The organism is Rhodoblastus sp. 17X3 (genome assembly GCF_030056575.1).
Classification (GTDB): domain Bacteria; phylum Pseudomonadota; class Alphaproteobacteria; order Rhizobiales; family Beijerinckiaceae; genus Rhodoblastus.
Genome location: NZ_JASHHX010000005.1, coordinates 158,370 through 180,560, shown reverse-complemented (window position 1 = coordinate 180,560; position 22,191 = coordinate 158,370). Strand labels below are relative to the sequence as shown.

17 protein-coding genes are annotated in these 22,191 nt (G+C 64.7%); 16 read left to right on the top strand and 1 reads right to left on the bottom strand.

The features are described from left to right. Positions 1 to 115 precede the first annotated feature (115 nt). The 10 genes from hemC (at position 116) to QM467_RS07385 (ending at position 12,790) form a co-directional block, all read left to right on the top strand. On the top strand, positions 116 to 1,024 hold the full coding sequence (hemC, locus tag QM467_RS07430) for a hydroxymethylbilane synthase (protein WP_283365672.1): 909 nt from the start codon (positions 116 to 118) through the stop codon (positions 1,022 to 1,024). 6 nt (positions 1,025 to 1,030) lie between these two features. Next, the gene (locus QM467_RS07425; protein ID WP_283365671.1) at positions 1,031 to 1,747 is read left to right on the top strand and encodes a uroporphyrinogen-III synthase; all 717 of its coding nucleotides are present in this window, start codon (positions 1,031 to 1,033) and stop codon (positions 1,745 to 1,747) included. A 6-nt stretch (positions 1,748 to 1,753) separates the two neighbouring features. Beyond that, positions 1,754 to 2,143: a DUF2147 domain-containing protein gene (locus tag QM467_RS07420; RefSeq protein WP_283365670.1), complete on the top strand. Its 390-nt coding sequence runs from the start codon at positions 1,754 to 1,756 to the stop codon at positions 2,141 to 2,143. A gap of 293 nt (positions 2,144 to 2,436) precedes the next feature. After that, complete coding sequence (gene secA / locus QM467_RS07415; RefSeq protein ID WP_283365669.1) at positions 2,437 to 5,244, top strand: preprotein translocase subunit SecA; 2,808 nt, start codon at positions 2,437 to 2,439, stop codon at positions 5,242 to 5,244. A 76-nt stretch (positions 5,245 to 5,320) separates the two neighbouring features. Beyond that, positions 5,321 to 7,528, top strand: a complete 2,208-nt coding sequence (locus QM467_RS07410; protein WP_283365668.1) for a primosomal protein N' — start codon at positions 5,321 to 5,323, stop codon at positions 7,526 to 7,528. A gap of 228 nt (positions 7,529 to 7,756) precedes the next feature. Continuing rightward, positions 7,757 to 8,329 (top strand): F0F1 ATP synthase subunit delta, encoded by a 573-nt coding sequence (locus tag QM467_RS07405; RefSeq protein WP_283365667.1) that lies wholly within the window; start codon positions 7,757 to 7,759, stop codon positions 8,327 to 8,329. Further along, positions 8,329 to 9,858, top strand: a complete 1,530-nt coding sequence (gene atpA, locus QM467_RS07400; RefSeq protein ID WP_283365666.1) for a F0F1 ATP synthase subunit alpha — start codon at positions 8,329 to 8,331, stop codon at positions 9,856 to 9,858. Before QM467_RS07405 ends, atpA begins: the two co-directional genes overlap by 1 nt. A gap of 98 nt (positions 9,859 to 9,956) precedes the next feature. Then, positions 9,957 to 10,823, top strand: a complete 867-nt coding sequence (locus QM467_RS07395; RefSeq protein WP_283365665.1) for a F0F1 ATP synthase subunit gamma — start codon at positions 9,957 to 9,959, stop codon at positions 10,821 to 10,823. A 28-nt stretch (positions 10,824 to 10,851) separates the two neighbouring features. Next, the gene (gene atpD / locus QM467_RS07390) at positions 10,852 to 12,297 is read left to right on the top strand and encodes a F0F1 ATP synthase subunit beta (protein WP_283365664.1); all 1,446 of its coding nucleotides are present in this window, start codon (positions 10,852 to 10,854) and stop codon (positions 12,295 to 12,297) included. Positions 12,298 to 12,388: 91 nt separating this feature from the next. Next, the gene (locus QM467_RS07385) at positions 12,389 to 12,790 is read left to right on the top strand and encodes a F0F1 ATP synthase subunit epsilon (RefSeq protein ID WP_283365663.1); all 402 of its coding nucleotides are present in this window, start codon (positions 12,389 to 12,391) and stop codon (positions 12,788 to 12,790) included. Between the two features lie 60 nt (positions 12,791 to 12,850). Here QM467_RS07385 and ubiG read toward each other — a convergent pair whose 3' ends face one another. After that, a complete protein-coding gene (gene ubiG / locus QM467_RS07380; RefSeq protein WP_283365662.1) occupies positions 12,851 to 13,621 on the bottom strand; it encodes a bifunctional 2-polyprenyl-6-hydroxyphenol methylase/3-demethylubiquinol 3-O-methyltransferase UbiG in 771 nt (256 codons plus the stop codon). A gap of 208 nt (positions 13,622 to 13,829) precedes the next feature. On the opposite strand from ubiG, the gene QM467_RS07375 reads away from it, so the two are divergent. The 6 genes from QM467_RS07375 (at position 13,830) to QM467_RS07350 (ending at position 22,191) form a co-directional block, all read left to right on the top strand. Next, complete coding sequence (locus QM467_RS07375; RefSeq protein ID WP_283365661.1) at positions 13,830 to 15,065, top strand: aspartate kinase; 1,236 nt, start codon at positions 13,830 to 13,832, stop codon at positions 15,063 to 15,065. Between the two features lie 201 nt (positions 15,066 to 15,266). Continuing rightward, positions 15,267 to 17,531: a phosphoenolpyruvate--protein phosphotransferase gene (ptsP, locus tag QM467_RS07370; RefSeq protein ID WP_283365660.1), complete on the top strand. Its 2,265-nt coding sequence runs from the start codon at positions 15,267 to 15,269 to the stop codon at positions 17,529 to 17,531. A 59-nt stretch (positions 17,532 to 17,590) separates the two neighbouring features. Then, positions 17,591 to 18,673 (top strand): peptide chain release factor 1, encoded by a 1,083-nt coding sequence (gene prfA / locus QM467_RS07365; RefSeq protein ID WP_283365705.1) that lies wholly within the window; start codon positions 17,591 to 17,593, stop codon positions 18,671 to 18,673. Then, positions 18,670 to 19,113, top strand: coding sequence for an EamA family transporter (locus QM467_RS07360; RefSeq protein ID WP_283365659.1), 444 nt, complete (start codon positions 18,670 to 18,672; stop codon positions 19,111 to 19,113). Before prfA ends, QM467_RS07360 begins: the two co-directional genes overlap by 4 nt. Before the next feature lie 104 nt (positions 19,114 to 19,217). Beyond that, the gene (locus QM467_RS07355) at positions 19,218 to 20,630 is read left to right on the top strand and encodes a mannose-1-phosphate guanylyltransferase/mannose-6-phosphate isomerase (RefSeq protein WP_283365658.1); all 1,413 of its coding nucleotides are present in this window, start codon (positions 19,218 to 19,220) and stop codon (positions 20,628 to 20,630) included. A gap of 61 nt (positions 20,631 to 20,691) precedes the next feature. Continuing rightward, positions 20,692 to 22,191, top strand: coding sequence for a phosphomannomutase/phosphoglucomutase (locus QM467_RS07350; protein WP_283365657.1), 1,500 nt, complete (start codon positions 20,692 to 20,694; stop codon positions 22,189 to 22,191).

Here is a 22,191-nt window from a genome sequence, read left to right as displayed (position 1 = left end):
CGCGATCCGCGCGAGCGAAAAATCCGCCCCGCGCTTTCTTCGCGCCGCGCTTTTTCCTATAGTCCTCCGCCCGGACAAATCAAAACGGCTTGGAGCTTAAATTTTGGCGCCCTGGATGAAAATCGGCACGCGCGGCAGCCCCCTGGCGCTGGCGCAGGCCTATGAGACCCGCCGACGCCTCGCCCTGGCCCATGGCGCGCCGGAAGAACATTTCGAAATCGTCGTCATCAAGACCAGCGGCGATATGATTCAGGACCGGCCCCTCAGCGAGGTCGGCGGCAAGGGCCTCTTCACCAAGGAGCTCGACCAGGCCCAGCTCGAAGGCGGCATCGACATCGCCGTCCATTCGGCCAAGGATCTGCCGACCGTGCTGCCGGAGGGGCTCCTCGTGGCCGGCTATCTGCCGCGCGAGGACGTGCGCGACGCCTTTATCGGGGGCTCGGCCAAAACCTTGACGGAGCTTCCGTGGGGCGCTCGCGTCGGCTCGGCCTCGCTGCGCCGTCAGGCGATGATTCGCCGCCTGCGCCCTGACCTTCAGGTCGAACTGCTGCGCGGCAATGTCCAGACCCGCCTGCGCAAGGTCGAAAGCGGTGAATTCGCCGCGACCTTGCTGGCTTTGGCTGGCCTGAAACGGCTCGGCCTCGCCGAGCAGGCGACCTCCATTCTGCCGCTCGATCTCTTTCCGCCCGCCTGTGGCCAAGGCGCGATCGCGATCACGGCGCGGGCGGACGACGCCCGGATTCGAGAGGATCTCGCGCTGATCTGCGACGCCGAGACCGGCCATGCGCTCGACGCCGAACGGGCTTTCCTTCATGTGCTCGACGGCTCCTGCCGCACGCCGATCGCCGGACACGCCGTCGTCGCCGGGGGCCGCGTGAGCTTTTACGGACTCGTGCTGCGCAAGGACGGCTCGGAGGCTTTTGACGCCCGCGCGGAAGGTTCGGTCGGCGAGGCCGCGGCTCTGGGCGAGTCTGCGGCGCGAAAGATTCTCGCGGCGGCGCCCGCGGACGTGCTGAGCTTCTGAAAAACCATGCGCGTGCTTGTGACCCGGCCGGCGGATCAGACGGCGCCCACGGCGAAGCGCCTTTCAGCGCTGGGGCACGGCCCGGTCTGCGCGCCGGTGCTGGAGATCGTCCCGGTCGCCGCCGCGCTGCCGGAGGGGCCGTTCGATCTGATTCTCGCCACCAGCGCGCAGGCTTTCGTGGGTTTGAGCCCTTCGCCCGCGTTGCGCGCCGCGCCGCTGGCCTGCGTGGGCGACAAGACTGCCGCGGCGGCGGAAGCGGCGGGCTTCACGGCGCGAATCATCGCGCCGCGCGCCGAGGCGCTCAGCGCGCGGTTGATTGCCGAATGGCCGCCCGGATCGGCGCTTTATCTCGCGGGGCGCGAGCGCAAGCCCTTGCTCGAAGACAGCTTGCGCGCCGCCGGCTGGCGGATCGCGATTCTGGAAACCTATGACGCGAGTCCGGTCGAATCCTGGCCGGCGGAGATTAGCGCGGCGCTCAAAAAGGGCGAAATCGACGCCGTCCTGCATTATTCGCCGCGCAGCGCGACCGCCGCGCTAGCCCTGATCGGCGCCGAAGGCGCGGCGAGGCTTTCGCACTATTGCCTGTCCGAAGATGTCGCCGCGATATGCCGGACTTTCGCGCCGGCGGAAAAAATTTTCGTGGCTTCTCAACCGGATGAAGAGGCGTTAATGACTCTCGTCGGACCGTCCCGCCGACTTGCCAAGCCGCCTCGCAAGGAGTGACCGCGCATGAAGAAAGCCGCCCTTTTTTCCATTCTTCTGCTCTCGGGCTTTGGCGCGTCGCCTGTTCTGGCCGCGCCTGCGTTTCCAGCCGGGCTGTGGCGGGTGGCTGACGGTTCGGCGATCATCCGCATCGCGCCTTGCGGCAAGAACGTCTGCGGCGTCATTGCCGCCGCCCCGCCGCCAGCGGCGGGCGAAAAGTCCTCGGTCGGCCAAAAGATCCTCATCAATCTCCGGCGCGAGGGCGATGTTTGGAAGGGGCCGATCTTCAATCTCGACGATGGCAAGATGTATGACGGCGAAATCTCCGCCGGCGCCGATGCGGACCATCTGAAAGTCCGCGGCTGCGTGCAGGGCGGCGGCCTTTGCGGCGGCGAGACCTGGAAAAGGGCGCGCTGAGCCTCTTTCCAAATGGCCTGAAAATCGCGCTCGCGTTGACAAGCCGGCGCCGCGCTTCTATCTCTCGCGCGCCGGATTGCCGGCTTTTTGTGCTTTCGCGCCGCTTTGGGCAATCGTTTGCCGTGGTGGTCGAGAACAGGGCGCGGCGCCTTGTTTCTTGCGCCATGGCTTCCGACATTGTGGCGGCGCGGTCGCCGCTCCCGGGGGCGGCGCGTTTCGCCGGCCCGGACCTTTCCGGTCGCCGGCCTCCATCGGATTGCGGCGCAAGGGCGCCGCTCTGAAAGGTCGTTGGAATGTTGGGAAACCTTGCGAAGAAGATTTTTGGCTCGGCCAATGATCGCAGGTTGAAGTCCTATCGGCCCAAGGTCGCGGAAATCAACGCGCTGGAGCCTGAGGTCGCCGCGCTCTCCGATGAGGCCCTGCGCGGCCGCACCGACGAATTCCGCGCCCAGCTCGCCGCCGGCAAGTCGCTCGACGACCTTCTCGTTCCCGCATTCGCTACGGTGCGGGAGGCGGCCAAGCGCGCCATCGGCCAGCGCCATTTTGATGTCCAGCTCGTCGGCGGCATGGTGCTGCACGAGGGCGCCATTTCGGAAATGAAGACCGGCGAAGGCAAGACCCTCGTCGCCACTTTGGCGTGCTATCTCAACGCCCTTGCCGGAAACGGCGTCCATGTCGTGACGGTCAATGACTATCTCGCCCGCCGCGACTCCGAGAACATGGGCCGGATCTATAATTTCCTGGGCCTGACCGTCGGCGTGATCGTGCACGGCCTCGACGATTCCGAGCGGGCTCAGGCCTATGCCGCCGACATCACCTATGGCACGAACAACGAATTCGGCTTCGATTACCTCCGCGATAACATGAAATACGAGCTGAACCAGATGGTTCAGCGCGGCCATTCCTACGCCATCGTCGACGAGGTGGACTCGATCCTGATCGACGAGGCGCGGACGCCGCTCATCATTTCCGGCCCTTCGGACGACCGCTCCGATCTCTACAACTCGATCGACAAGCTGATCCCCCGTCTCGACAAGGGCGATTTCGAACTCGACGAAAAGCAGCGCAGCGCCAGCCTCACCGAGGACGGCAACGAGAAGGTCGAGCAGCTTCTGCGCGAGGCAGGCCTGCTTACGGAGGGCTCGCTTTACGAATCCGCCAATGTCACGCTGGTTCACCACGTCAACCAGGCCCTGCGCGCCCATAAGCTGTTTCAGCGCGACAAGGATTATATCGTCCGCAACGGCGAAGTGGTCATCATCGACGAATTCACCGGCCGCATGATGCCGGGCCGCCGCTATTCCGAGGGCCAGCATCAGGCGCTCGAAGCCAAGGAAGGCGTCACCGTCCAGCCCGAGAACGTGACGCTCGCCTCCATCACCTTCCAGAATTATTTCCGCCTCTACAAGAAGCTCGCGGGCATGACCGGCACGGCTTCGACCGAGTCGGAGGAATTCGCCGAGATCTACAAGCTCGACGTGGTGGAAATCCCAACCAACAAGCCGGTCAGGCGCATCGATTCCGACGACGAGGTCTATCGCACCTCGGGCGAGAAGCTCGCCGCTATCGTCACGGAAATCGAGGCGGCCAACGCCAAGGCCCAGCCTTTGCTCGTCGGCACGACCTCGATCGAGAAGTCCGAGCAGCTCGCCGAATATCTGAAGACCAAGGGCTACAAGATCATCGATTTCGGCGCGCCCGGCGCGCTGGACAAGCTCTATGCCGCCGCCCGCTCGGGCAAGCCTTCCAAACAGTTCGCGGTGCTCAACGCCCGCTTCCATGAACAGGAAGCCTATATTGTCGCCGAGGCCGGCGTGCCGGGCGCCATCACCATCGCCACCAACATGGCCGGACGCGGCACCGACATCCAGCTCGGCGGCAATCTCGACATGCGCCTGAAGCAGGAATGCGCGGAGCTGGAAGGCGAAGCGCGTGAGGCGCGGGAAAAGGCGATCCGGGAGGAAGTCGCGGAATTCAAGGAAAAGGCGCTGGCCGGCGGCGGCCTCTATATCATCGGCACCGAACGCCATGAGAGCCGCCGCATCGACAACCAGCTGCGCGGCCGTTCGGGCCGCCAGGGCGATCCCGGCCAGTCGAAATTCTTCCTGTCGCTTCAGGACGATCTGATGCGCATCTTCGGCTCCGACCGCATGGACGCCATGCTGGTCAAGCTCGGGCTGCAGGAAGGCGAGGCCATCATCCATCCCTGGATCAACAAGGCGTTGGAAAAGGCCCAGCAGAAGGTCGAGGCGCGCAATTTCGACATGCGCAAGAACGTGTTGAAATTCGACAATGTCATGAACGACCAGCGCAAGGTGGTGTTCGAGCAGCGCCGCGAAATGATGGCGCAGGAGTCGCTCGAGGACGTCATCGGCGAAATGCGCCACGGCGTGGTGGAGGATCTTGTGGCGGCCCATGTGCCGCATGACGCCTATCCCGAGGCCTGGGACATCGCCGGCCTCACGGAGGCGGCCAAGGCCCAGCTCAATATCGAGCCGCCGCTGGCCGACTGGGCCAAGGAAGAAGGCATCGCCGACGAGGAATTGCGCGATCGGCTGGAAAAGGCCGCCGACGAGGCCTATGCGGCGCGCGAGCAGATGAATTCGCTCGACCTCACCCGCTATATCGAAAAGCAGGTGCTGTTGCAGACGCTCGATCATCTCTGGCGCGAGCATCTCGTTGTGCTGGATCATCTCCGCCAGGTCATCGGCTGGCGCGGCCTCGCCCAGCGCGATCCGCTCAACGAATATAAATCCGAGGCGTTCGAGCTGTTCGACGCGCTGATCACCCGCTTGCGCGAAATAGTCACGGCGCAGCTGATGCGGATAGAGGTCGCCCACCAGCGTCCCGCCGAACCGCAATTGCCGCCGATGCAGGCGATGCATCTCGACCCGTCGACCGGCGAGGACGAGCTGGCGCTGGCCCAGATCAACGCCCGCATCGAGGCCGGCGATTTTTCGCCGCGCGCCCTGGGCGCCGCCGAGCCCGCCCCGGAGCGCGATCCGAACAATCCCGAGACCTGGGGCCGCATCGGCCGCAACGAGGCCTGCCCCTGCGGATCTGGCAAGAAATACAAGCACTGCCACGGCGTGCTGGCCTGACGCCGCCGCCTCCGTCGCACCGGAATCGGTCGGGGGCGGGGGCGTTGCGAAGCGGGCCGCCAAACGGGTCGGTGGCATGATTGAAAGCGGCGCGGAAAACCGGGGCGACGTCGCCGACGTGCTGGTCCCGGTCGCGGTGGACCATCCCTATTCCTACAGCATCCCGGACGGGATGGCCTTGGCGGAAGGCGATTTCGTCAAGGTCTCGCTGGGTGCGCGCGAAGCCTTCGGCGTTGTCTGGGCCTTGCGCCGCGACGCGCGCGAAAATCTCAAGCTCGTTTCGGCCCGGCTCGACCTGCCGCCGCTGCCGCAAAAACTGCGCGCCTTCCTCGATTGGGTCGCAGCCTGGACGCTGGCCCCGCGCGGCATGGTGCTGCGCATGGCGACCCGCGCGGCGGAAGACGCCGAGGACGAGCCGACCCGCATTGGCGTCCGCGCGACCGGCGCCACGCCGAAACGGCCGACGCCCGCGCGCCTGCGCGTGCTTTCCGCCCTGATCGGCGATCTCACGGCGACCAAGGCCGAGCTGGCGCGGCTTGCGGGGGTGTCGTCCGGCGTCGTCGACGCGCTGATCGATGACGGCGCGCTGGAGGCGGTCGCGCTTCCGCCCGAAACGCCGGGCGCGCGGCCCGATCCCGATTTCTGCGCGCCGGACCTTTCCGCCGCGCAGGACGAGGCCGCGCAGGCGCTGCGGGAGGCTGTCGGCGCCGGCCATTTCAAGCCGGTCCTGCTCGAAGGCGTTACCGGCTCCGGCAAGACGGAAGTCTATTTCGAGGCCGTGGCCGAGGCGCTGCGCGCCGGCGGACAGGCTTTGATCCTGATGCCGGAAATCGCGCTGACGGGGCAGTTTCTCGAACGTTTCGCCAAGCGGTTCGGCGAGCGGCCGGCGGAATGGCATTCCGGCGTTTCGCCGCGTCGCCGGGCGCGGGTCTGGCGCGGCGTCGCCGAGGGCGAGGTCCGGGTGGTGGCGGGCGCCCGCTCGGCGCTGTTCCTGCCCTTCGCGGGCCTGCGGACGATCGTGGTCGATGAGGAGCACGAGGCCGCCTACAAGCAGGAGGACGGCGTCGCCTATCACGCCCGAGACATGGCGGTGGTGCGGGCGCGGCAGGATTCCGCAGCCATCGTGCTGGCTTCCGCGACCCCTTCGATCGAAACGCGCGAGAACGCCCGCCAGGGACGCTATGGCTGGCTGCGGCTGGACAGCCGTTTCGCCGGTCGCCAGCTGCCCGAGATGGAGGCGATCGACCTGCGACGGGAAGCTCCTCCACGCGGCAAATGGATCGCGCCCCGGCTCGCCGATGCGATGCGCGAGTGCTTTTCGCGCAAGGAACAGGCTCTGCTGTTCCTCAACCGGCGCGGCTATGCGCCGCTCACCTTGTGCCGGACCTGCGGCCACAAGTTCCAATGTCCCAATTGCTCGGCCTGGCTGGTCGAGCACCGCTATCGCCGCGCGCTGGCCTGCCATCATTGCGGCCATGTCGAGCGCAGGCCGGACATCTGTCCGCAATGCGAATCGCCGGATTCGCTCACCGCCTGCGGCCCGGGTGTCGAGCGCGTCGCCGAAGAGGCCGCCGAGCTGTTCCCGGATGCGCGGCGGCTCGTGCTGTCATCCGACATGCCGGGCGGGATCGAGCGGCTGCGTGGCGAATTGCAGGCGGTGGAAAATCGAGAATTCGATCTCGTCATAGGCACCCAGCTTGTCGCCAAGGGCCATAATTTCCCGCATCTGACGCTGGTTGGCGTGGTCGACGCCGATATCGGCCTCGCCAATGGCGATCCGCGCGCCGCGGAGCGGACCTTCCAACTGCTCAGCCAGGTCGCGGGCCGCGCAGGACGCGGCGAGCAGCCGGGACGCGCCTATCTGCAAACATGGCAAAAGGAACATCCCGTCCTGCGGGCGCTCATTTCCGGCGATTTCGAACGCTTCTATCGCGAGGAGACCCAGGCGCGGCGCGAGGCTGGGCTGCCGCCGTTCGGCCGGCTCGCGGCGCTCGTCGTCTCAGGGCCGGATCGTGCGGCGACGGAGGCGCATGCGCGCGAATTGGCCCGCGCGGCGGCTCTGACGCGCAGCGAAAACGCATCGCCGGATTCGGATATCATCTTGCTCGGCCCCGCCGAGGCTCCGCTCGCGGTGCTGCGTGGAAGGAGCCGCTTCCGGCTGCTCGTCAAATCGCCGCGTCGCGCGGATTTGCAGGGTTTTTTGCGGCGGATGCTCGCTGCGGCGCCAAGGCCGAAAGGTGGCGTGCGGGTCGCGGTGGACGTCGATCCGCAGAGTTTTCTCTAAGAGAGTTTTTAGCGAATCCATTTGTAAATTATCCCAAAGCCTTACTTTCGCCGCGTCTGTCAGGGTTGCGCCGACTGGCGCCCTATGTTACGTCAGCCGCGCCTTTCGGGGAGACAGGCTTTCGCCACTCTCCGTTTCCAGCCAGTTCAGCCCTTGGAGATGATGCGGCGCGTCGCGCCGGACCGTTCGAGGGCGGATGGTCGTCCGATCCAAAGGGAGCTTTTCCGCGTGGCTGAAGTCGACGACTCCAATAATCCGACGTCCGGCGTCGCGGAACGCTATGCCCTGGCCCTGTTCAGTCTCGCGCAGGAACAAAATGTCGCCGACGCTGTCGCCGACGCCCTGCGCAATTTCGGCGACATGATCGCCCAGAGCGCGGACCTGAAGCGCCTGGTCGCCAGCCCGGTCTTTTCCGCCGAAGAGCAGCTCAAGGCCGTCACCGCCCTTCTGAACCAATATGGGTTCGGCGGCGTCACCGCCAATTTCATCAAGCTGGTGGCCTCCAAGCGCCGCCTCTTCGTTCTCCCCGACATGATTCGCGCCTTTCTCGCGCTGAACGACAAGGCGAAGGGCGTCACCCGCGCCGACGTCACCGTCGCCGCGCCGCTTTCGTCCGATCATTCCGCCGCGCTTGAAGAGGCGCTGCGTCAGGTTTCGGGCGGCAAGACCGTCAAGGTCAACGTCAATGTCGATCCTTCGATCATTGGCGGCATCGTCGTCAAGCTTGGCTCGCGCATGGTCGACGCCTCGCTCAAAACCAAGCTCAACTCGCTCCGCACACGTATGAAAGAGGTCGGCTGATGGATATCCGCGCCGCAGAAATTTCCGCGATTCTGAAAAGCGAAATCGCGAATTTCGGTAATGAAGCCCAAATCACGGAAGTCGGCCAGGTCCTGTCCGTCGGCGACGGCATCGCCCGCGTCTATGGTCTCGACAACGTCCAGGCCGGCGAGCTGGTGTCGTTCGAAAACGGCATTCAGGGCATGGCGCTGAACCTCGAAGCCGACAATGTCGGCGTCGTGATTTTCGGTTCCGACCGCGACATCAAGGAAGGCCAGACGGTCAAGCGCACCGGCTCGATCGTCGACGTTCCCGTCGGCTACGGCCTGCTGGGCCGCGTCGTCGACGCCCTCGGCAATCCGATCGACGGCAAGGGTCCGATCAACGCCGTCAAGCGCTCGCGCGTCGACGTCAAGGCCCCCGGCATCATTCCGCGCAAGTCGGTCCATGAGCCGATGGCGACCGGCCTCAAGGCCATCGACGCCCTGATCCCGATCGGCCGCGGCCAGCGCGAACTGATCATCGGCGACCGCCAGACCGGCAAGACCGCCGTCGCGCTCGACGCCATCCTGAACCAGAAGTCGATCAACCAGGGCTCCAACGAGAGCGCCAAGCTGTACTGCGTCTATGTCGCGGTCGGCCAGAAGCGCTCTACCGTCGCCCAGTTCGTGAAGGTTCTCGAAGAGCAGGGCGCGCTGGAATATTCCATCGTGGTCGCCGCCACCGCCTCCGATCCGGCCCCGATGCAGTTCCTGGCCCCCTTCGCCGGCGCCGCCATGGGCGAGTTCTTCCGCGACAACGGCATGCACGCCCTGATCGTCTATGACGATCTCACCAAGCAGGCCGTCGCCTATCGTCAGATGTCGCTGCTGCTGCGCCGCCCGCCGGGCCGCGAAGCCTATCCCGGCGACGTGTTCTACCTCCACAGCCGCCTGCTCGAGCGCGCCGCCAAGCTCAACGACGCCAATGGCGCCGGCTCGATGACCGCGCTGCCGGTGATCGAAACGCAGGCCAATGACGTGTCGGCCTATATTCCGACCAACGTGATCTCGATCACCGACGGCCAGATCTTCCTTGAAACCGACCTGTTCTATCAGGGCGTCCGCCCGGCCGTGAACGTCGGCCTCTCGGTGTCGCGCGTCGGCTCCTCGGCGCAGACCAAGGCGATGAAGAAGGTCGCGGGCAAGATCAAGGGCGAGCTGGCCCAGTATCGCGAAATGGCGGCCTTCGCCCAGTTCGGCTCCGATCTCGACGCCACCACCCAGCGCCTGCTGAACCGTGGTTCGCGCCTGACCGAACTGCTGAAGCAGGCGCAGTTCTCGCCGCTGAAGATGGAAGAGCAGGTTTCGGTGATCTACGCCGGCGTCAATGGCTATCTCGACGCGCTGCCGGTCAACCGCATCAAGGCCTATGAAGACGGTCTTCTCGCCCTGCTGCGCACCAGCCACGGCGATCTGCTGGAGGCGATCCGCTCCTCGAAGGATCTCTCCGACGATTCGGCCGCGAAGCTGAAGTCGATCATCGAAAGCTATACCAAGTCTTTCGCCTGATTTCGCATCGAGCCCGCCGTCCCAGACTGCGGGCTCGCCTCCTGGAACGTTCCTGACGCCAAAGATGGCGAAAGGGGCGGAAGTCGAGCGGACAAAACATGCCCTCGTTGAAGGATCTTCGCAATCGCATCGCCTCCGTGAAGGCGACGCAGAAAATCACCAAGGCCATGCAGATGGTCGCGGCGGCGAAGCTGCGTCGCGCCCAGCAGGCGGCCGAGGCCGCGCGCCCCTATGCCGAGCGCATGGACGCGGTTCTGGCCAATCTCGCCTCCGGCGTTTCCGGCGACGGCCCCGCTTTGATGACGGGCAACGGCAAGAGCGAGGTTCATCTCCTCGTCGTCGCCACGGCCGAGCGCGGGTTGTGCGGCGGTTTCAATTCCTCGATCGTGCGCCTGGCGCGTGAACGGATCCTCGCCCTCCAGTCCGAAGGCAAGACGGTCAAGATCCTCTGCATCGGCAAGAAGGGTTATGATCAGTTGCGCCGCCAGTTCGAGAAGCAGATCGTTGATCTGATCGACCTGCGCTCGCTGCGCCAGATCGGCTTTGAAAACGCCGATCCGATCGGCAAGAAGATCATCGCCATGTTCGACCGGGGCGAGTTCGACGTCGCCACGCTGTTCTATTCGAAGTTCCGCTCCGTCATTCTGCAGATCCCGACGGCTCAGCAGTTGATTCCGGCCGAGGTTCCGGCTGGCGGCGAAGCCTCCACGGCCGCTTATGAATATGAGCCCGGCCAGGACGAAATTCTGGCGACCCTGTTGCCGCGCAATATTTCCGTGCAGGTTTTCCGCGGCTTGCTGGAAAACGCCGCCTCGGAACAGGGCGCGCGCATGAGCGCCATGGATAACGCCACGCGCAACGCCGGCGAAATGATCAAGAAGCAGACGACGATCTATAACCGTTCGCGTCAGGCTATGATCACCAAGGAACTGATCGAAATCATCTCGGGCGCCGAAGCGCTCTGACCGTCATTAAGTAATGTGAGGACGAAAAATGGCTGAAGCCTCTTTGCCTACGGGCCACGTCACGCAGGTCATCGGCGCGGTTGTCGACGTCAAGTTCGACGGTCACCTGCCCGAAATCCTGAACGCGCTGGAAACCTCGAACAACGGCAATCGCCTCGTTCTCGAAGTGGCCCAGCATCTCGGTGAAAATTCCGTGCGCTGCATCGCCATGGACGTTTCCGAAGGCCTCGTTCGCGGCCAGCCGGTCCGCGACACTGGCGCGCCGATCATGGTTCCCGTGGGCTTGGGCACGCTCGGCCGCATCATCAACGTCATCGGCGAGCCGGTGGACGAAGCCGGTCCGGTTCCGAACGACGGCATGCGCGCCATTCACCAGCCGGCGCCCTCCTACGCCGATCAGGCGACGGAAGCCCAAATCCTCGAAACCGGCATCAAGGTGGTCGACCTCCTGGCTCCTTACGCGAAGGGCGGCAAGATCGGCCTGTTCGGCGGCGCGGGCGTCGGCAAGACCGTGCTGATCATGGAGCTGATCAACAATATCGCCAAGGCCCACGGCGGCTATTCGGTGTTCGCCGGCGTCGGCGAACGCACCCGCGAAGGCAACGACCTTTATCATGAAATGATCGAAGGCGGCGTCAACAAGGACCCGAAGGAAAACGACGGCTCGACCGTCGGCTCGAAATGCGCGCTGGTCTATGGCCAGATGAACGAGCCTCCGGGCGCCCGCGCCCGCGTCGCGCTGACCGGCCTGACTGTCGCCGAGCATTTCCGCGACGAGGGCCAGGACGTGTTGTTCTTCGTCGACAACATCTTCCGCTTCACGCAGGCGGGTTCGGAAGTGTCGGCGCTTCTCGGCCGCATTCCCTCGGCGGTGGGCTATCAGCCGACGCTTGCCACCGACATGGGCATGCTGCAGGAACGCATTACCACCACCAACAAGGGTTCGATCACGTCGGTTCAGGCGATTTACGTCCCGGCCGACGACTTGACCGACCCGGCGCCGGCCACCTCATTCGCGCATCTGGACGCCACGACCGTGTTGTCGCGCTCCATCGCGGAAAAGGGCATCTATCCGGCGGTCGATCCGCTCGACTCCACCTCGCGCATGCTGTCGCCGCTCGTTGTCGGCGAAGAGCATTACGACATCGCCCGCAAGGTGCAGTCCACGCTGCAGCGCTACAAGTCTCTGCAGGACATCATCGCCATTCTCGGCATGGACGAACTGTCGGAAGAAGACAAGCTGACCGTTGCCCGCGCTCGCAAGATCGAGCGCTTCCTGTCCCAGCCGTTCCATGTTGCGGAAGTCTTCACGGGCTCCCCCGGCAAGCTGGTGTCGCTGGCCGACACCATCAAGGGCTTCAAGGGTCTGGTCGAAGGTCAGTACGACCATCTGCCGGAAGCGGCCTTCTACATGGTCGGCTCGATCGACGAAGCCATCGAGAAGGCTCAGAAGCTGGCGGCCCAGGCGGCCTGATCATCGAAATCGTCCGGCGGCGTCAGCGCCGCCGGCGCCCTGACGGCCCGTCGTCCGGGCGGGCGGCGCAAGCCCAGGTTTGGAGAGTTTTATGGCGACATTTCACTTCGAGCTCGTCTCGCCGGAAAAACTGCTGTTTTCGGGCGAAGTCGAAGCCGTGGTCGTGCCCGGCGTCGAAGGCCAGTTCACGGTCATGAAGGACCATGCGCCGGTCATGACTGTCCTCAAGGCGGGCATTGTCGAGATCGACGAAGCGCCCAACAAGAAAAGCAAGCTCTTCGTGCGCGGCGGTTTTGCCGATGTCGCGGCGGGCGGACTGACCCTTCTCGCCGAACAGGCGACTCCTTTGGAGCAGTTCGATTCGGCGCGGCTGGCTCAGGAAATCAAGAACGCCGAGGAAGATCTGGCCGACGCGACGTCCGACGAAGCCCAGAAGCTCGCGGCGGACAAGCTCGACCAGCTGAACGAGCTGAAAGCCGCCGTCGCGGCCTGACGCCTCCAGCACGTCTGCGCTCAAGCGGCCCAATCAGGGCCGCTTTTCTTTTTGGCGGCCTCATGCGTCGCGCGCCATCGCGATCATGTAATTCACGTCGAGATCGCCGGAGAGCCGCCATTCGTCGCCGAGCGGATGATAGACAATTCCGGCGCGGTCGATTTCCGTCAGTCCCACCGATTTGAGCGGCGCCAGCATCTCGGCGGGGCGGAGAAATTTGGTCCAGTCATGGGTGCCGGGCTCGACCCAACGCAGGACATATTCGGCGCCGACGATCGCCAGCGCATAGCTTTTCAAGGTGCGATTCAAGGTGGCGCCGACGAAGAGTCCGCCCGGACGAACCAGAGCGGCGGCCGCCGTCAGAAAACCCTTCACGTCAGCGACATGTTCGAGGACTTCCATCGCCAGCACGATGTCGAAGGTCTCGCCCGTTTCCGCCAGCGCCTCGACCGTGGTTGCGCGGTAGTCGACGTCCTGCCCGGCGATCACGGCGTGGCGGCGCGCGGCGGCGATATTCTCCTCGGCTGGATCGACGCCCGTCACCTTGGCGCCAAGAGCGGAAAGGGGTTCCGACAGCAGGCCGCCACCGCAGCCGAGATCGACAATTCGCAGTCCTCGCAGTGGTTGTTCGGCCTTGCGGTCGCGCGGGCTCTGGCCGTCAGGAAAATGGCTGCAGAAGAGATTGCGCAGGTAAGAGATGCGAATCGGGTTGAGCTTGTGGAGCGCCCGTTGCGGCCCTTCAAGGTCCCACCAGGCGTCGCCGAGCTTGGCGAAACGCGCCAGTTCCTCGGCATTGACGCTGCCGGCCTCGGCGCTGCGAAATTCCGTCATGCCGCGCTCCAAACTCTCTCGTGACACGTTGACACAATCCGTTCGTCCCGTCATGTATAGCCGCCTCGCGCGCGGGGCGCGGTTCCTGGTCTTTCTCACGAGCGGAAGCGAAAGAAAAGCCCCCGGGACGATGGCGCCCTGGGCCCCTCCCCGAGGTCTGGCGCCGCGGAAGACGAGCGATCACTTCACTGAGCGACTTTAGGACATTATGGCGCGTCTGGTCATGAAATTCGGCGGCACGTCGGTCGCCAATATCGAACGCATTCGCAATGTGGCGCGTCACGTCAGGCGCGAAGTCGAAGCGGGATTTGAGGTCGCGGTGGTCGTTTCGGCGATGTCGGGCAAGACCAATGAGCTGGTCGGCTGGGTCAACGACGCGGACAAGCATTACGATCCGTGCGAATATGACGCCGTCGTCGCCTCCGGCGAACAGGTGACCTCCGGACTGCTGGCCATCGTGTTGCAGGAAATGGGCATTCCGGCGCGTTCCTGGCAGGGCTGGCAAATTCCGATCGAGACGGATGGCGCCCATGGCGCTGCGCGAATTGCCCGCATTGATGGCGCGAATCTGGGAGAAGCGTTTTCCCGCAAGGAAGTCGCGGTGATCGCCGGTTTCCAGGGGATCGACCCGGCGACGGGGCGGCTCACCACGCTCGGGCGCGGCGGCTCCGACACCAGCGCCGTGGCCATCGCGGCGGCGATCAAGGCGGATCGCTGCGATATTTATACCGATGTGGACGGCGTCTATACCACCGATCCGCGCGTTGTGCCCAAAGCGCGCCGGCTTGACCGGATCGCCTTTGAGGAAATGCTGGAAATGGCCTCGCTCGGGGCCAAGGTGCTACAGGTGCGCTCGGTTGAAATGGCCATGATCCATGGCGTCAAGACCTTCGTGCGGTCTTCGTTCGACGATCCCGCCAATCCGCAGCCTGGCACGCTGATTTGCGACGAGGAGGATATTGTGGAACAGCAGGTCGTGACCGGAATCGCCTTTTCCAAGGACGAGGCGCAGCTCACCTTGCGCAAGGTGGCCGACAAGCCCGGCGTCGCGGCGGCGATCTTCCAGCCCCTCGCCGAAGCCAATGTCAATGTCGACATGATCATCCAGGTCGTCTCCGACGACGCCAAGACCACCGACATCACCTTCACGGTTCCCGCCGCCGAATTCGAGCGCGCCCGCGCGATCCTGGAAGGCGCCAAAGCCGAGATCGGCTTCTCGACGTTGCAGGCCTCGACCGATGTGGTGAAAGTTTCGGCAATTGGCGTGGGAATGCGCAGCCATTCCGGCGTCGCGGCCGCCGCCTTCCGCGCCCTCGCGGAAAAGGGCGTCAATATTCGCGCGATCACCACGTCGGAGATCAAATTCTCCGTTCTGATCGATGCGGCCTATACGGAACTGGCTGTGCGCACCTTGCATTCGCTGTACGGGCTGGATAAGGCCTAAGACAGGAAATTTCCGCTGCGCTTGACGGAAATTTGTTCGCGACGACACAATGTCGCGACGAAGCGCCGTCATAGGCCATGAACGGCCGCGCCTGCGGTCCAGCCCTTGCATCCCATCGGGGATGTAAGAAACTTCCGGCGGGCGAATCGCCAGATCAATCGTGGATGGCGCGACTCGCGCCGTCCTAAATAGGGAAAAAATATGCGCGGCGCTCTGGGCGGACCCCGTCTGCTTCTGCGCCGGCTTCGCGAGGTCATGGCGGAGCCGGTGAATGCGCAGGCGCGTCTCGACCGGATCGTCATTCACATCGCCGCCAACATGGTCGCCGAAGTCTGTTCGGTCTATGTGGCGCGCTCGGATGGCAAGCTCGAACTTTACGCCACCGAGGGCTTGAACCGCGAGGCGGTCCATCTCACCACCATGACCACGGGCGAGGGTCTCGTCGGCCTGATCGCGGAAAAAGCGGAGTCGCTGGCGCTCGCCGACGCCCAGGCCCATCCGGCCTTCTCCTATCGCCCCGAAACGGGCGAGGAAATCTATCAATCGTTCCTCGGCGTGCCGATCCTGCGCGGCGGCAACACGCTTGGCGTTCTCGTCGTGCAGAACCGCGCCCGCCGCACCTATTCCGAGGAAGAGGTCGAGGCGCTGCAGACGACGGCCATGCTGCTGGCCGAGATGATCGCCTCCGGCGAATTGCAGTCGCTCGCCCAGCCGGGCCAGAGCTTCAGCCTGCAAAAGCCCATGGCGCTCAAGGGCGCGCCGCTCAGCGAAGGCGTCGGCCTCGGCCATGCCGTGCTGCATGAGCCCCGCATCGTGGTCAAGCAACTGGTCGCAGAGGATCCGCAGGCGGAAATGCGTCGGCTGGATGCGGCGATCCAGGCCATGCGCGAGCAGATCGACCAGCTTGTCGCGCGCGGCGACCGTTATGGCATGGGCGAACATCGCGACGTGCTCGAAACCGTGCGCATGTTCGCCAATGACCGGGGCTGGCTGCGCCGCCTGCGCGAAGCGCTGGAGTCGGGCCTCACCGCCGAGGCGGCGGTCGAGCGCGTTCAGAACGACGCCCGCGCCAAGCTGCAGCGGCAGACCGACCCCTATCTGCGCGAGCGCCTTCACGATCTCGACGATCTCGCCAATCGCCTGCTGCGCCAGTTGACGGGCGCGGGCCCGGCGCATGGCGGCGTCCTGCCGCCCAACGCCATTCTGGTGGCGCGCAACATGGGGCCGGCGGCCCTGCTCGAATATGACCGCGCCAATCTGCGCGGCCTCATTCTGGAAGACGGCAGCCCGACCAGCCATGTCGCCATCATCGCCCGCGCGCTCGGAGTGCCGGCGATCGGCGAAGTTCCGAATGTGACCGATCTGGTAGAAACCGGCGACGCCATCATCGTGGACGGCGGCTCAGGCGAAGTACAGCTGCGTCCGCCGTCGGACGTCGAGGCGGCCTATGGCGAGAAGGCGCGGCTGCGCGCCCGGCGCCAGGAGCAATATCACAAGCTGCGCGACGTTCCGGCGATCACCCGCGACGGCGTCGAGATCGGCCTTCACATGAACGCCGGACTGCTGATCGATTGCCAGCACGCCACCGAGGTCGGCGCGAAATCGATCGGCCTGTTCCGCACCGAACTGCAATTCATGGTGGCGCCGAGTTTCCCGCGCCTCTCCGAGCAATATACCCTCTATCGCAAGGTCATCGAGGCGGCGGACGGGCGTCCGGTCACCTTCCGAACCCTCGACATCGGCTCGGACAAGGTTCTGCCCTATATGGCCAAGATGGAGGAGGAGAATCCTGCGCTTGGGTGGCGGGCGATCCGCATTGGGCTCGATCGGCCGGGGCTGTTGCGGATTCAGTTGCGCGCCATCCTGCGCGCCGGCGCCGGCCAGGAAATGCGCATCATGTTTCCCATGGTGGCGACGACGGCCGAATTGTCGCAGGCCAAGGCCATCGCCTGGCGGGAATTCGAGTTCCTGCGCCGCCATGGCTATCAATTGCCGACGGAGTTGAAGCTCGGCGTGATGGTGGAGGTGCCGTCGCTGCTTTGGCAGCTCGACGAAATCTGCGCCCTGGCGGATTTCCTTTCCGTCGGCTCCAACGATCTCACCCAATATCTTTTCGCCGCCGACCGCGACAACAAGCGCGTTTCGGTGCGCTATGACACCTTGTCGCCGGCCAATCTCCGCGCGTTGAAATCCATTGTCGACGCCGGCGACCGGCATGGCAGGCCGGTCAATCTCTGCGGCGAAATGGGCGGCAAGCCGCTGGAGGCGATCGCTCTCGCCGCCATCGGCTATCGCGGCCTGTCCATGACGCCCTCGGCGATTGGTCCGGTGAAGGCGGCGCTGCGGGCGGTCGACCTGCGCGCGACGCGCGAATTCCTGATGCCGATGGTCGACAAGCCCGACGACTGCGTCTGCGTTCGTCAGGAGCTGCAGGCTTTCGCCGAAAAGCAGGGCGCGCCGCTTTAGCGGGCTTGCCTGTCTTTCCCTTTCCCGGACTTGCGTGACGCCCTCCGCGTCGCCGGAACATCGCCATGCTGCCCGCCGAAAAACTCGATCTCATCCTGCGCCGTCACGAAGAAATCGGCCATCGCCTGTCGGAAGGGGTCGATTCCTCGTCCTTCTCCGCGCTTTCGCGCGAACTGGCCGAACTGGAGCCGGTCGCGCAGGCGATCGTCGCCTTTCGGGCTCTGGAACGCGAAGCTGCCGATCTGGAGAAAATGGCGGCCGACCCCCAGACCGATGCCGAAATGTGCGCCCTGGCTCAGGACGAGCTGCCGGAACTGAAAAGCCGCCTGACGGAAGCCGAGCATCAACTGCGCCTCGCCCTGCTGCCGCGCGATTCCGCAGACGAAAAAGGCGCGATTCTCGAAATCCGCGCCGGCACTGGCGGCGACGAGGCCGCCCTGTTCGCGGGCGACCTGTTTCGCATGTACCAGCGTTACGCCGAGCGGCGCGGCTGGAACATGGAGCTGATTTCGGCCAGCGAGGGAACGGCGGGCGGCTTCAAGGAAATTATCGCGCAGGTGCGTGGCAAGGGCGTTTTCGCCCGGCTCAAGTTCGAAAGCGGAACCCATCGCGTACAGCGCGTGCCGGCGACGGAAACGCAGGGCCGCATTCACACCTCCGCCGCGACCGTGGCCGTGCTGCCGGAGGCTGAGGAGGTCGATCTCGCGATTAACGACGCCGATCTGCGCATCGAAACGATGCGCGCGGGCGGCGCCGGCGGCCAGCATGTCAACAAGACGGAATCGGCGATTCGCGTCACGCATATTCCCTCCGGCATTGTGGTGATGATGCAGGAGGAGCGCTCGCAGCATCGCAACAAGGCCAAGGCCATGGATATCCTGCGCTCGCGCCTGTTCGACATGGAGCGCCAGAAGCTGGACGACGCCCGCGCCGCCGACCGCAAGCAGCAGGTCGGCTCAGGCGACCGGTCCGAGCGAATCCGCACCTATAATTTCCCGCAGGGGCGGGTCAGCGACCACCGCATCAATCTCACGCTCTACAAGATCGACAAGGTGATCGAGGGCGAGGCGCTCGACGAAATTCTCGATCCGCTCATCGCCGACCATCAGGCGCGGCTGCTGGCCGAAAGCGAGGGGGAATGAAAGTGGATCAGGCGCCTTTTGTGGGCGGCTGGGCCTTCTGGGCCCTGCTCTCGGCGGCTTTCGCCGCCCTGACGGCGGTTTTCGCCAAGATCGGCGTCGAAGGCGTCGATTCCGACCTTGCGACGCTGGCGCGCACCATCGTGGTCGTTTGCCTTCTCACGCTCCTGCTGGCGGCGACGGGACGGCTCCAATCGCCGAGTCGTCCCCCTAAGACGCTGCTTTTTCTTGGTCTTTCCGGCGCGGCGACCGGGGCGTCATGGCTGTGTTATTTTCGCGCCCTAAAGCTGGGCGACGCCGCCCGGGTGGCGCCCATCGACAAGCTCAGCGTCGTGCTGGTCGCCCTGTTCGGCGCGGCTTTTCTTGGCGAGAGGCTGTCGGCGGTCAATTGGCTCGGGGTCGCGCTGATCGCGGGCGGCGCCGTGCTGGTTGCCTTTCGTTAGTTAAATATTGGTGTGGCCGGTTCCGTCCGTGCGCCGCCTTGGCTAATGTTCAGTTCAGCTCTCGCCGATCGGCGATATGACAGAACAGTTTTTTCGGGGGTCGCATGAAGAAAATCATTCCGGTCATCATGTGCGGCGGCGCGGGCACGCGTGTCTGGCCGGCCTCGCGTGAAACAATGCCGAAGCAGTTCATCGCCCTGCTGGGCGAAACATCGACGTTCCAGCAAACATTGCTGCGGCTGGACCCGGAAATTTTCGACGAACCTGTGGTCGTCACCAATCATGATTATCGCTTCCTTGTTCAAGAACAGATGAAGCAGATCGGCGTCTCGGGCGACATCGTGCTCGAGCCGGAGCGACGCGATTCCGCCGCCGCGGTCGCGGTCGCCTGCGAATTCGCAAGCCAGCGCGCCGGCGACGCCGTCGTCGCGATCTTCGCCGCCGACCACGCCGTGCGCGATGTCGACGCCTTTCGCGCCCTGTGCCGCAAGGCGGGCGAAGCCGCGGACAAGGGCTTCATCGTGACGCTCGGCATCAAGCCGACCCATCCGGCGACGGGCTATGGCTATATTCGTCCGGGCGCCCTGGTCCTGCCCGACGCTGGCGTCGCCAAGGTCGAGGCCTTCGTCGAAAAGCCGGATCTTGCGACCGCCGAACGCTATATCGCGGACGGCTATCTGTGGAATTCGGGCAATTTCTTCTTCCGCGCCGACGTCATGCGCGGCGAGTTGGAGGCCTTCGAGCCGGAAATCGCTGCCGCCGCGGCCGCGGCCTTCGCCAGGGCCGGCCGCGACCTCGGCTTTCTCGCGCTCGACAAGGACGCCTTCGGCCGCGCGCCGAAAACCTCGATCGATTATGCGGTCATGGAGCGCACCAACCATGCCGCGGTCATTCCGGCCGACATCGGCTGGTCGGACGTCGGCAATTGGCAAGCGGTGTGGGAATTGTCGGACCGCGACAAGAATGGCAATGCGGTGCGCGGCAATGGGGTCGTGATGGACGCCGGCAATGTCTATATTCGCTCGGACGATTGCCTGACGACCGTGCTCGGCGTCTCCGACGTGATCGTCGTGACCACGGACGACGCCGTTCTGGTGCTCGGCGCGCAATATGGCGACAAGGTCAAGCAGCTGGTCGAGGAGCTGAAGCGCCGCAAGCTCAAGCAGGCGCAGGAACATAGCCGGGTCTATCGGCCCTGGGGCTATTACCAGTCGATCGACGGCGGCGAGCGCCATCAGGTCAAGCGCATCGTGGTCAAGCCTGGCCACAAGCTGTCGTTGCAGAAGCATTATCATCGCGCCGAGCACTGGATCGTGGTGCGGGGCGCGGCGGAAGTGACGCGCGACAACGAAGTCACGATGATTCACGAGAACGAGTCGATCTATCTGCCGATGGGTTCGGTCCATCGCCTGGTCAATCCCGGCAAGATCGATCTCGAATTGATCGAGGTGCAGACGGGCTCCTATCTCGGCGAGGACGATATCGTCCGCCTCGAGGACGTCTATCACCGCGCCTGACCTTTTCCGCCTTTTCCGCCGTCCTCGTCCCGCGAGGGCGGCTCTTGTCGCGAGTAGCCCCATGTTCCCCAAGCCCGTTTCCGTTCTCACGCCGAACACGTTCGAATATGAGCGCCTGCCGCTGGTGAAGCCCACCGGCTTCCGCGAATATGACGCGCGCTGGCTGTTCGGCTCCGAACTCAACCTGATGGGCGTCCAGGCCCTGGGGCTGGGCCTCGCCGCCTTGCTGCACGAGATGGGCGTCAAGCCGCGTCTGGCGACCGGCCACGACTTCCGCTCCTATTCGGCCTCGATCAAGCATTCCCTGATCTGCGGCCTGATGGCGGGCGGCGTCGAGGTGGTGGACATCGGCCTCGCCCTGTCGCCCATGGCCTATTTCGCGCAATTCGCGCTGGATTGCCCGGCGGTCGCCATGGTCACGGCCTCGCATAACGACAATGGCTGGACCGGCGTGAAAATGGGCGCCCAGCGCCCCGTGACCTTCGGCCCGGACGAAATGGGCCGGTTGCGTGACATCGTGCTGAACGGCCGTTACCAGTCGCGCTCCGGCGGCTCCTATGAATATGTGCAGGATTTCGGCAAGACCTATCTCGACGATCTCGCCAGCCACACCAAACTGACGCGCAAGATGAAGGTGGTCGCGGCCTGCGGCAATGGCACCGCCGGCGCTTTCGCGCCCGCCTTGCTGGAGCGCCTCGGCTGCGAAGTCATCCCGCTCGACATCACGCCGGACTATAATTTCCCGCGCTACAATCCCAATCCCGAAGATCTGGAAATGCTGCACGCCATGGCCGACAAGGTCCGCGAGACGGGCGCCGACGTCGGTCTGGGCTTCGATGGCGACGGCGACCGCTGCGGCGTGGTGGACAATCTTGGCGAGGAAATCTTCGCCGACAAGATCGGCGTCATGCTGGCGCGCGATCTCTCAAAACTTTATCCGGACGCGACCTTCGTCGTCGATGTGAAATCGACCGGGCTGTTCGCCAGCGACCCGGTGCTGAAAGCCCAGGGCGTGACGGCCGATTACTGGAAGACCGGGCATTCCTATATCAAGCGCCGCGTCAATGATCTCAACGCCCTGGCAGGTTTCGAGAAGTCCGGCCATTTCTTCTTCAACGCCCCGGTCGGGCGCGGCTATGACGACGGCTTGCTGACGGCGGTGCATGTGCTGGAAATGCTCGACCGCAATCCGGGCAAGAGCATGGCCGAACTTTACGCCGATCTGCCCAAGACCTGGGGTTCGCCGACCATGTCGCCCCATTGCGGCGACGAGGTGAAATATGGCGTGGTCGACAAGGTCGTCGCGCGTTTCCAGGCCATGCAGGCGGCGGGCGAGAAGATCATCGGCCAGGGCATCACGAGTCTCGTGACGGTCAATGGCGTGCGCGTCACGGTCGAGGACGGCACCTGGGGCCTTGTGCGCGCGTCCTCCAACAAGCCGGAACTGGTCGTGGTGGTGGAAAGCCCGGCGTCGAAGGAAAACCTCCACGCCATGTTCCAGGCGGTGGACGCCATTCTGCGCGAGAACCCGGAAGTCGGCGCCTATAACCAGACCATTTGA

Bases quoted from the DNA above. Each gene is read 5' to 3' on its own strand.
- QM467_RS07395 (WP_283365665.1), top strand. From the start codon at position 9,957: ATGCCCTCGTTGAAGGATCTTCGCAATCGCATCGCCTCCGTGAAGGCG.
- ptsP (WP_283365660.1), top strand. From the start codon at position 15,267: ATGCGCGGCGCTCTGGGCGGACCCCGTCTGCTTCTGCGCCGGCTTCGC.
- atpD (WP_283365664.1), top strand. From the start codon at position 10,852: ATGGCTGAAGCCTCTTTGCCTACGGGCCACGTCACGCAGGTCATCGGC.
- atpA (WP_283365666.1), top strand. From the start codon at position 8,329: ATGGATATCCGCGCCGCAGAAATTTCCGCGATTCTGAAAAGCGAAATC.
- ubiG (WP_283365662.1), bottom strand. From the start codon at position 13,621: ATGACGGAATTTCGCAGCGCCGAGGCCGGCAGCGTCAATGCCGAGGAA.
- hemC (WP_283365672.1), top strand. From the start codon at position 116: ATGAAAATCGGCACGCGCGGCAGCCCCCTGGCGCTGGCGCAGGCCTAT.
- QM467_RS07425 (WP_283365671.1), top strand. From the start codon at position 1,031: ATGCGCGTGCTTGTGACCCGGCCGGCGGATCAGACGGCGCCCACGGCG.
- QM467_RS07420 (WP_283365670.1), top strand. From the start codon at position 1,754: ATGAAGAAAGCCGCCCTTTTTTCCATTCTTCTGCTCTCGGGCTTTGGC.
- QM467_RS07375 (WP_283365661.1), top strand. From the start codon at position 13,830: ATGGCGCGTCTGGTCATGAAATTCGGCGGCACGTCGGTCGCCAATATC.
- QM467_RS07360 (WP_283365659.1), top strand. From the start codon at position 18,670: ATGAAAGTGGATCAGGCGCCTTTTGTGGGCGGCTGGGCCTTCTGGGCC.
- QM467_RS07355 (WP_283365658.1), top strand. From the start codon at position 19,218: ATGAAGAAAATCATTCCGGTCATCATGTGCGGCGGCGCGGGCACGCGT.
- QM467_RS07410 (WP_283365668.1), top strand. From the start codon at position 5,321: ATGATTGAAAGCGGCGCGGAAAACCGGGGCGACGTCGCCGACGTGCTG.
- secA (WP_283365669.1), top strand. From the start codon at position 2,437: ATGTTGGGAAACCTTGCGAAGAAGATTTTTGGCTCGGCCAATGATCGC.
- QM467_RS07385 (WP_283365663.1), top strand. From the start codon at position 12,389: ATGGCGACATTTCACTTCGAGCTCGTCTCGCCGGAAAAACTGCTGTTT.
- QM467_RS07350 (WP_283365657.1), top strand. From the start codon at position 20,692: ATGTTCCCCAAGCCCGTTTCCGTTCTCACGCCGAACACGTTCGAATAT.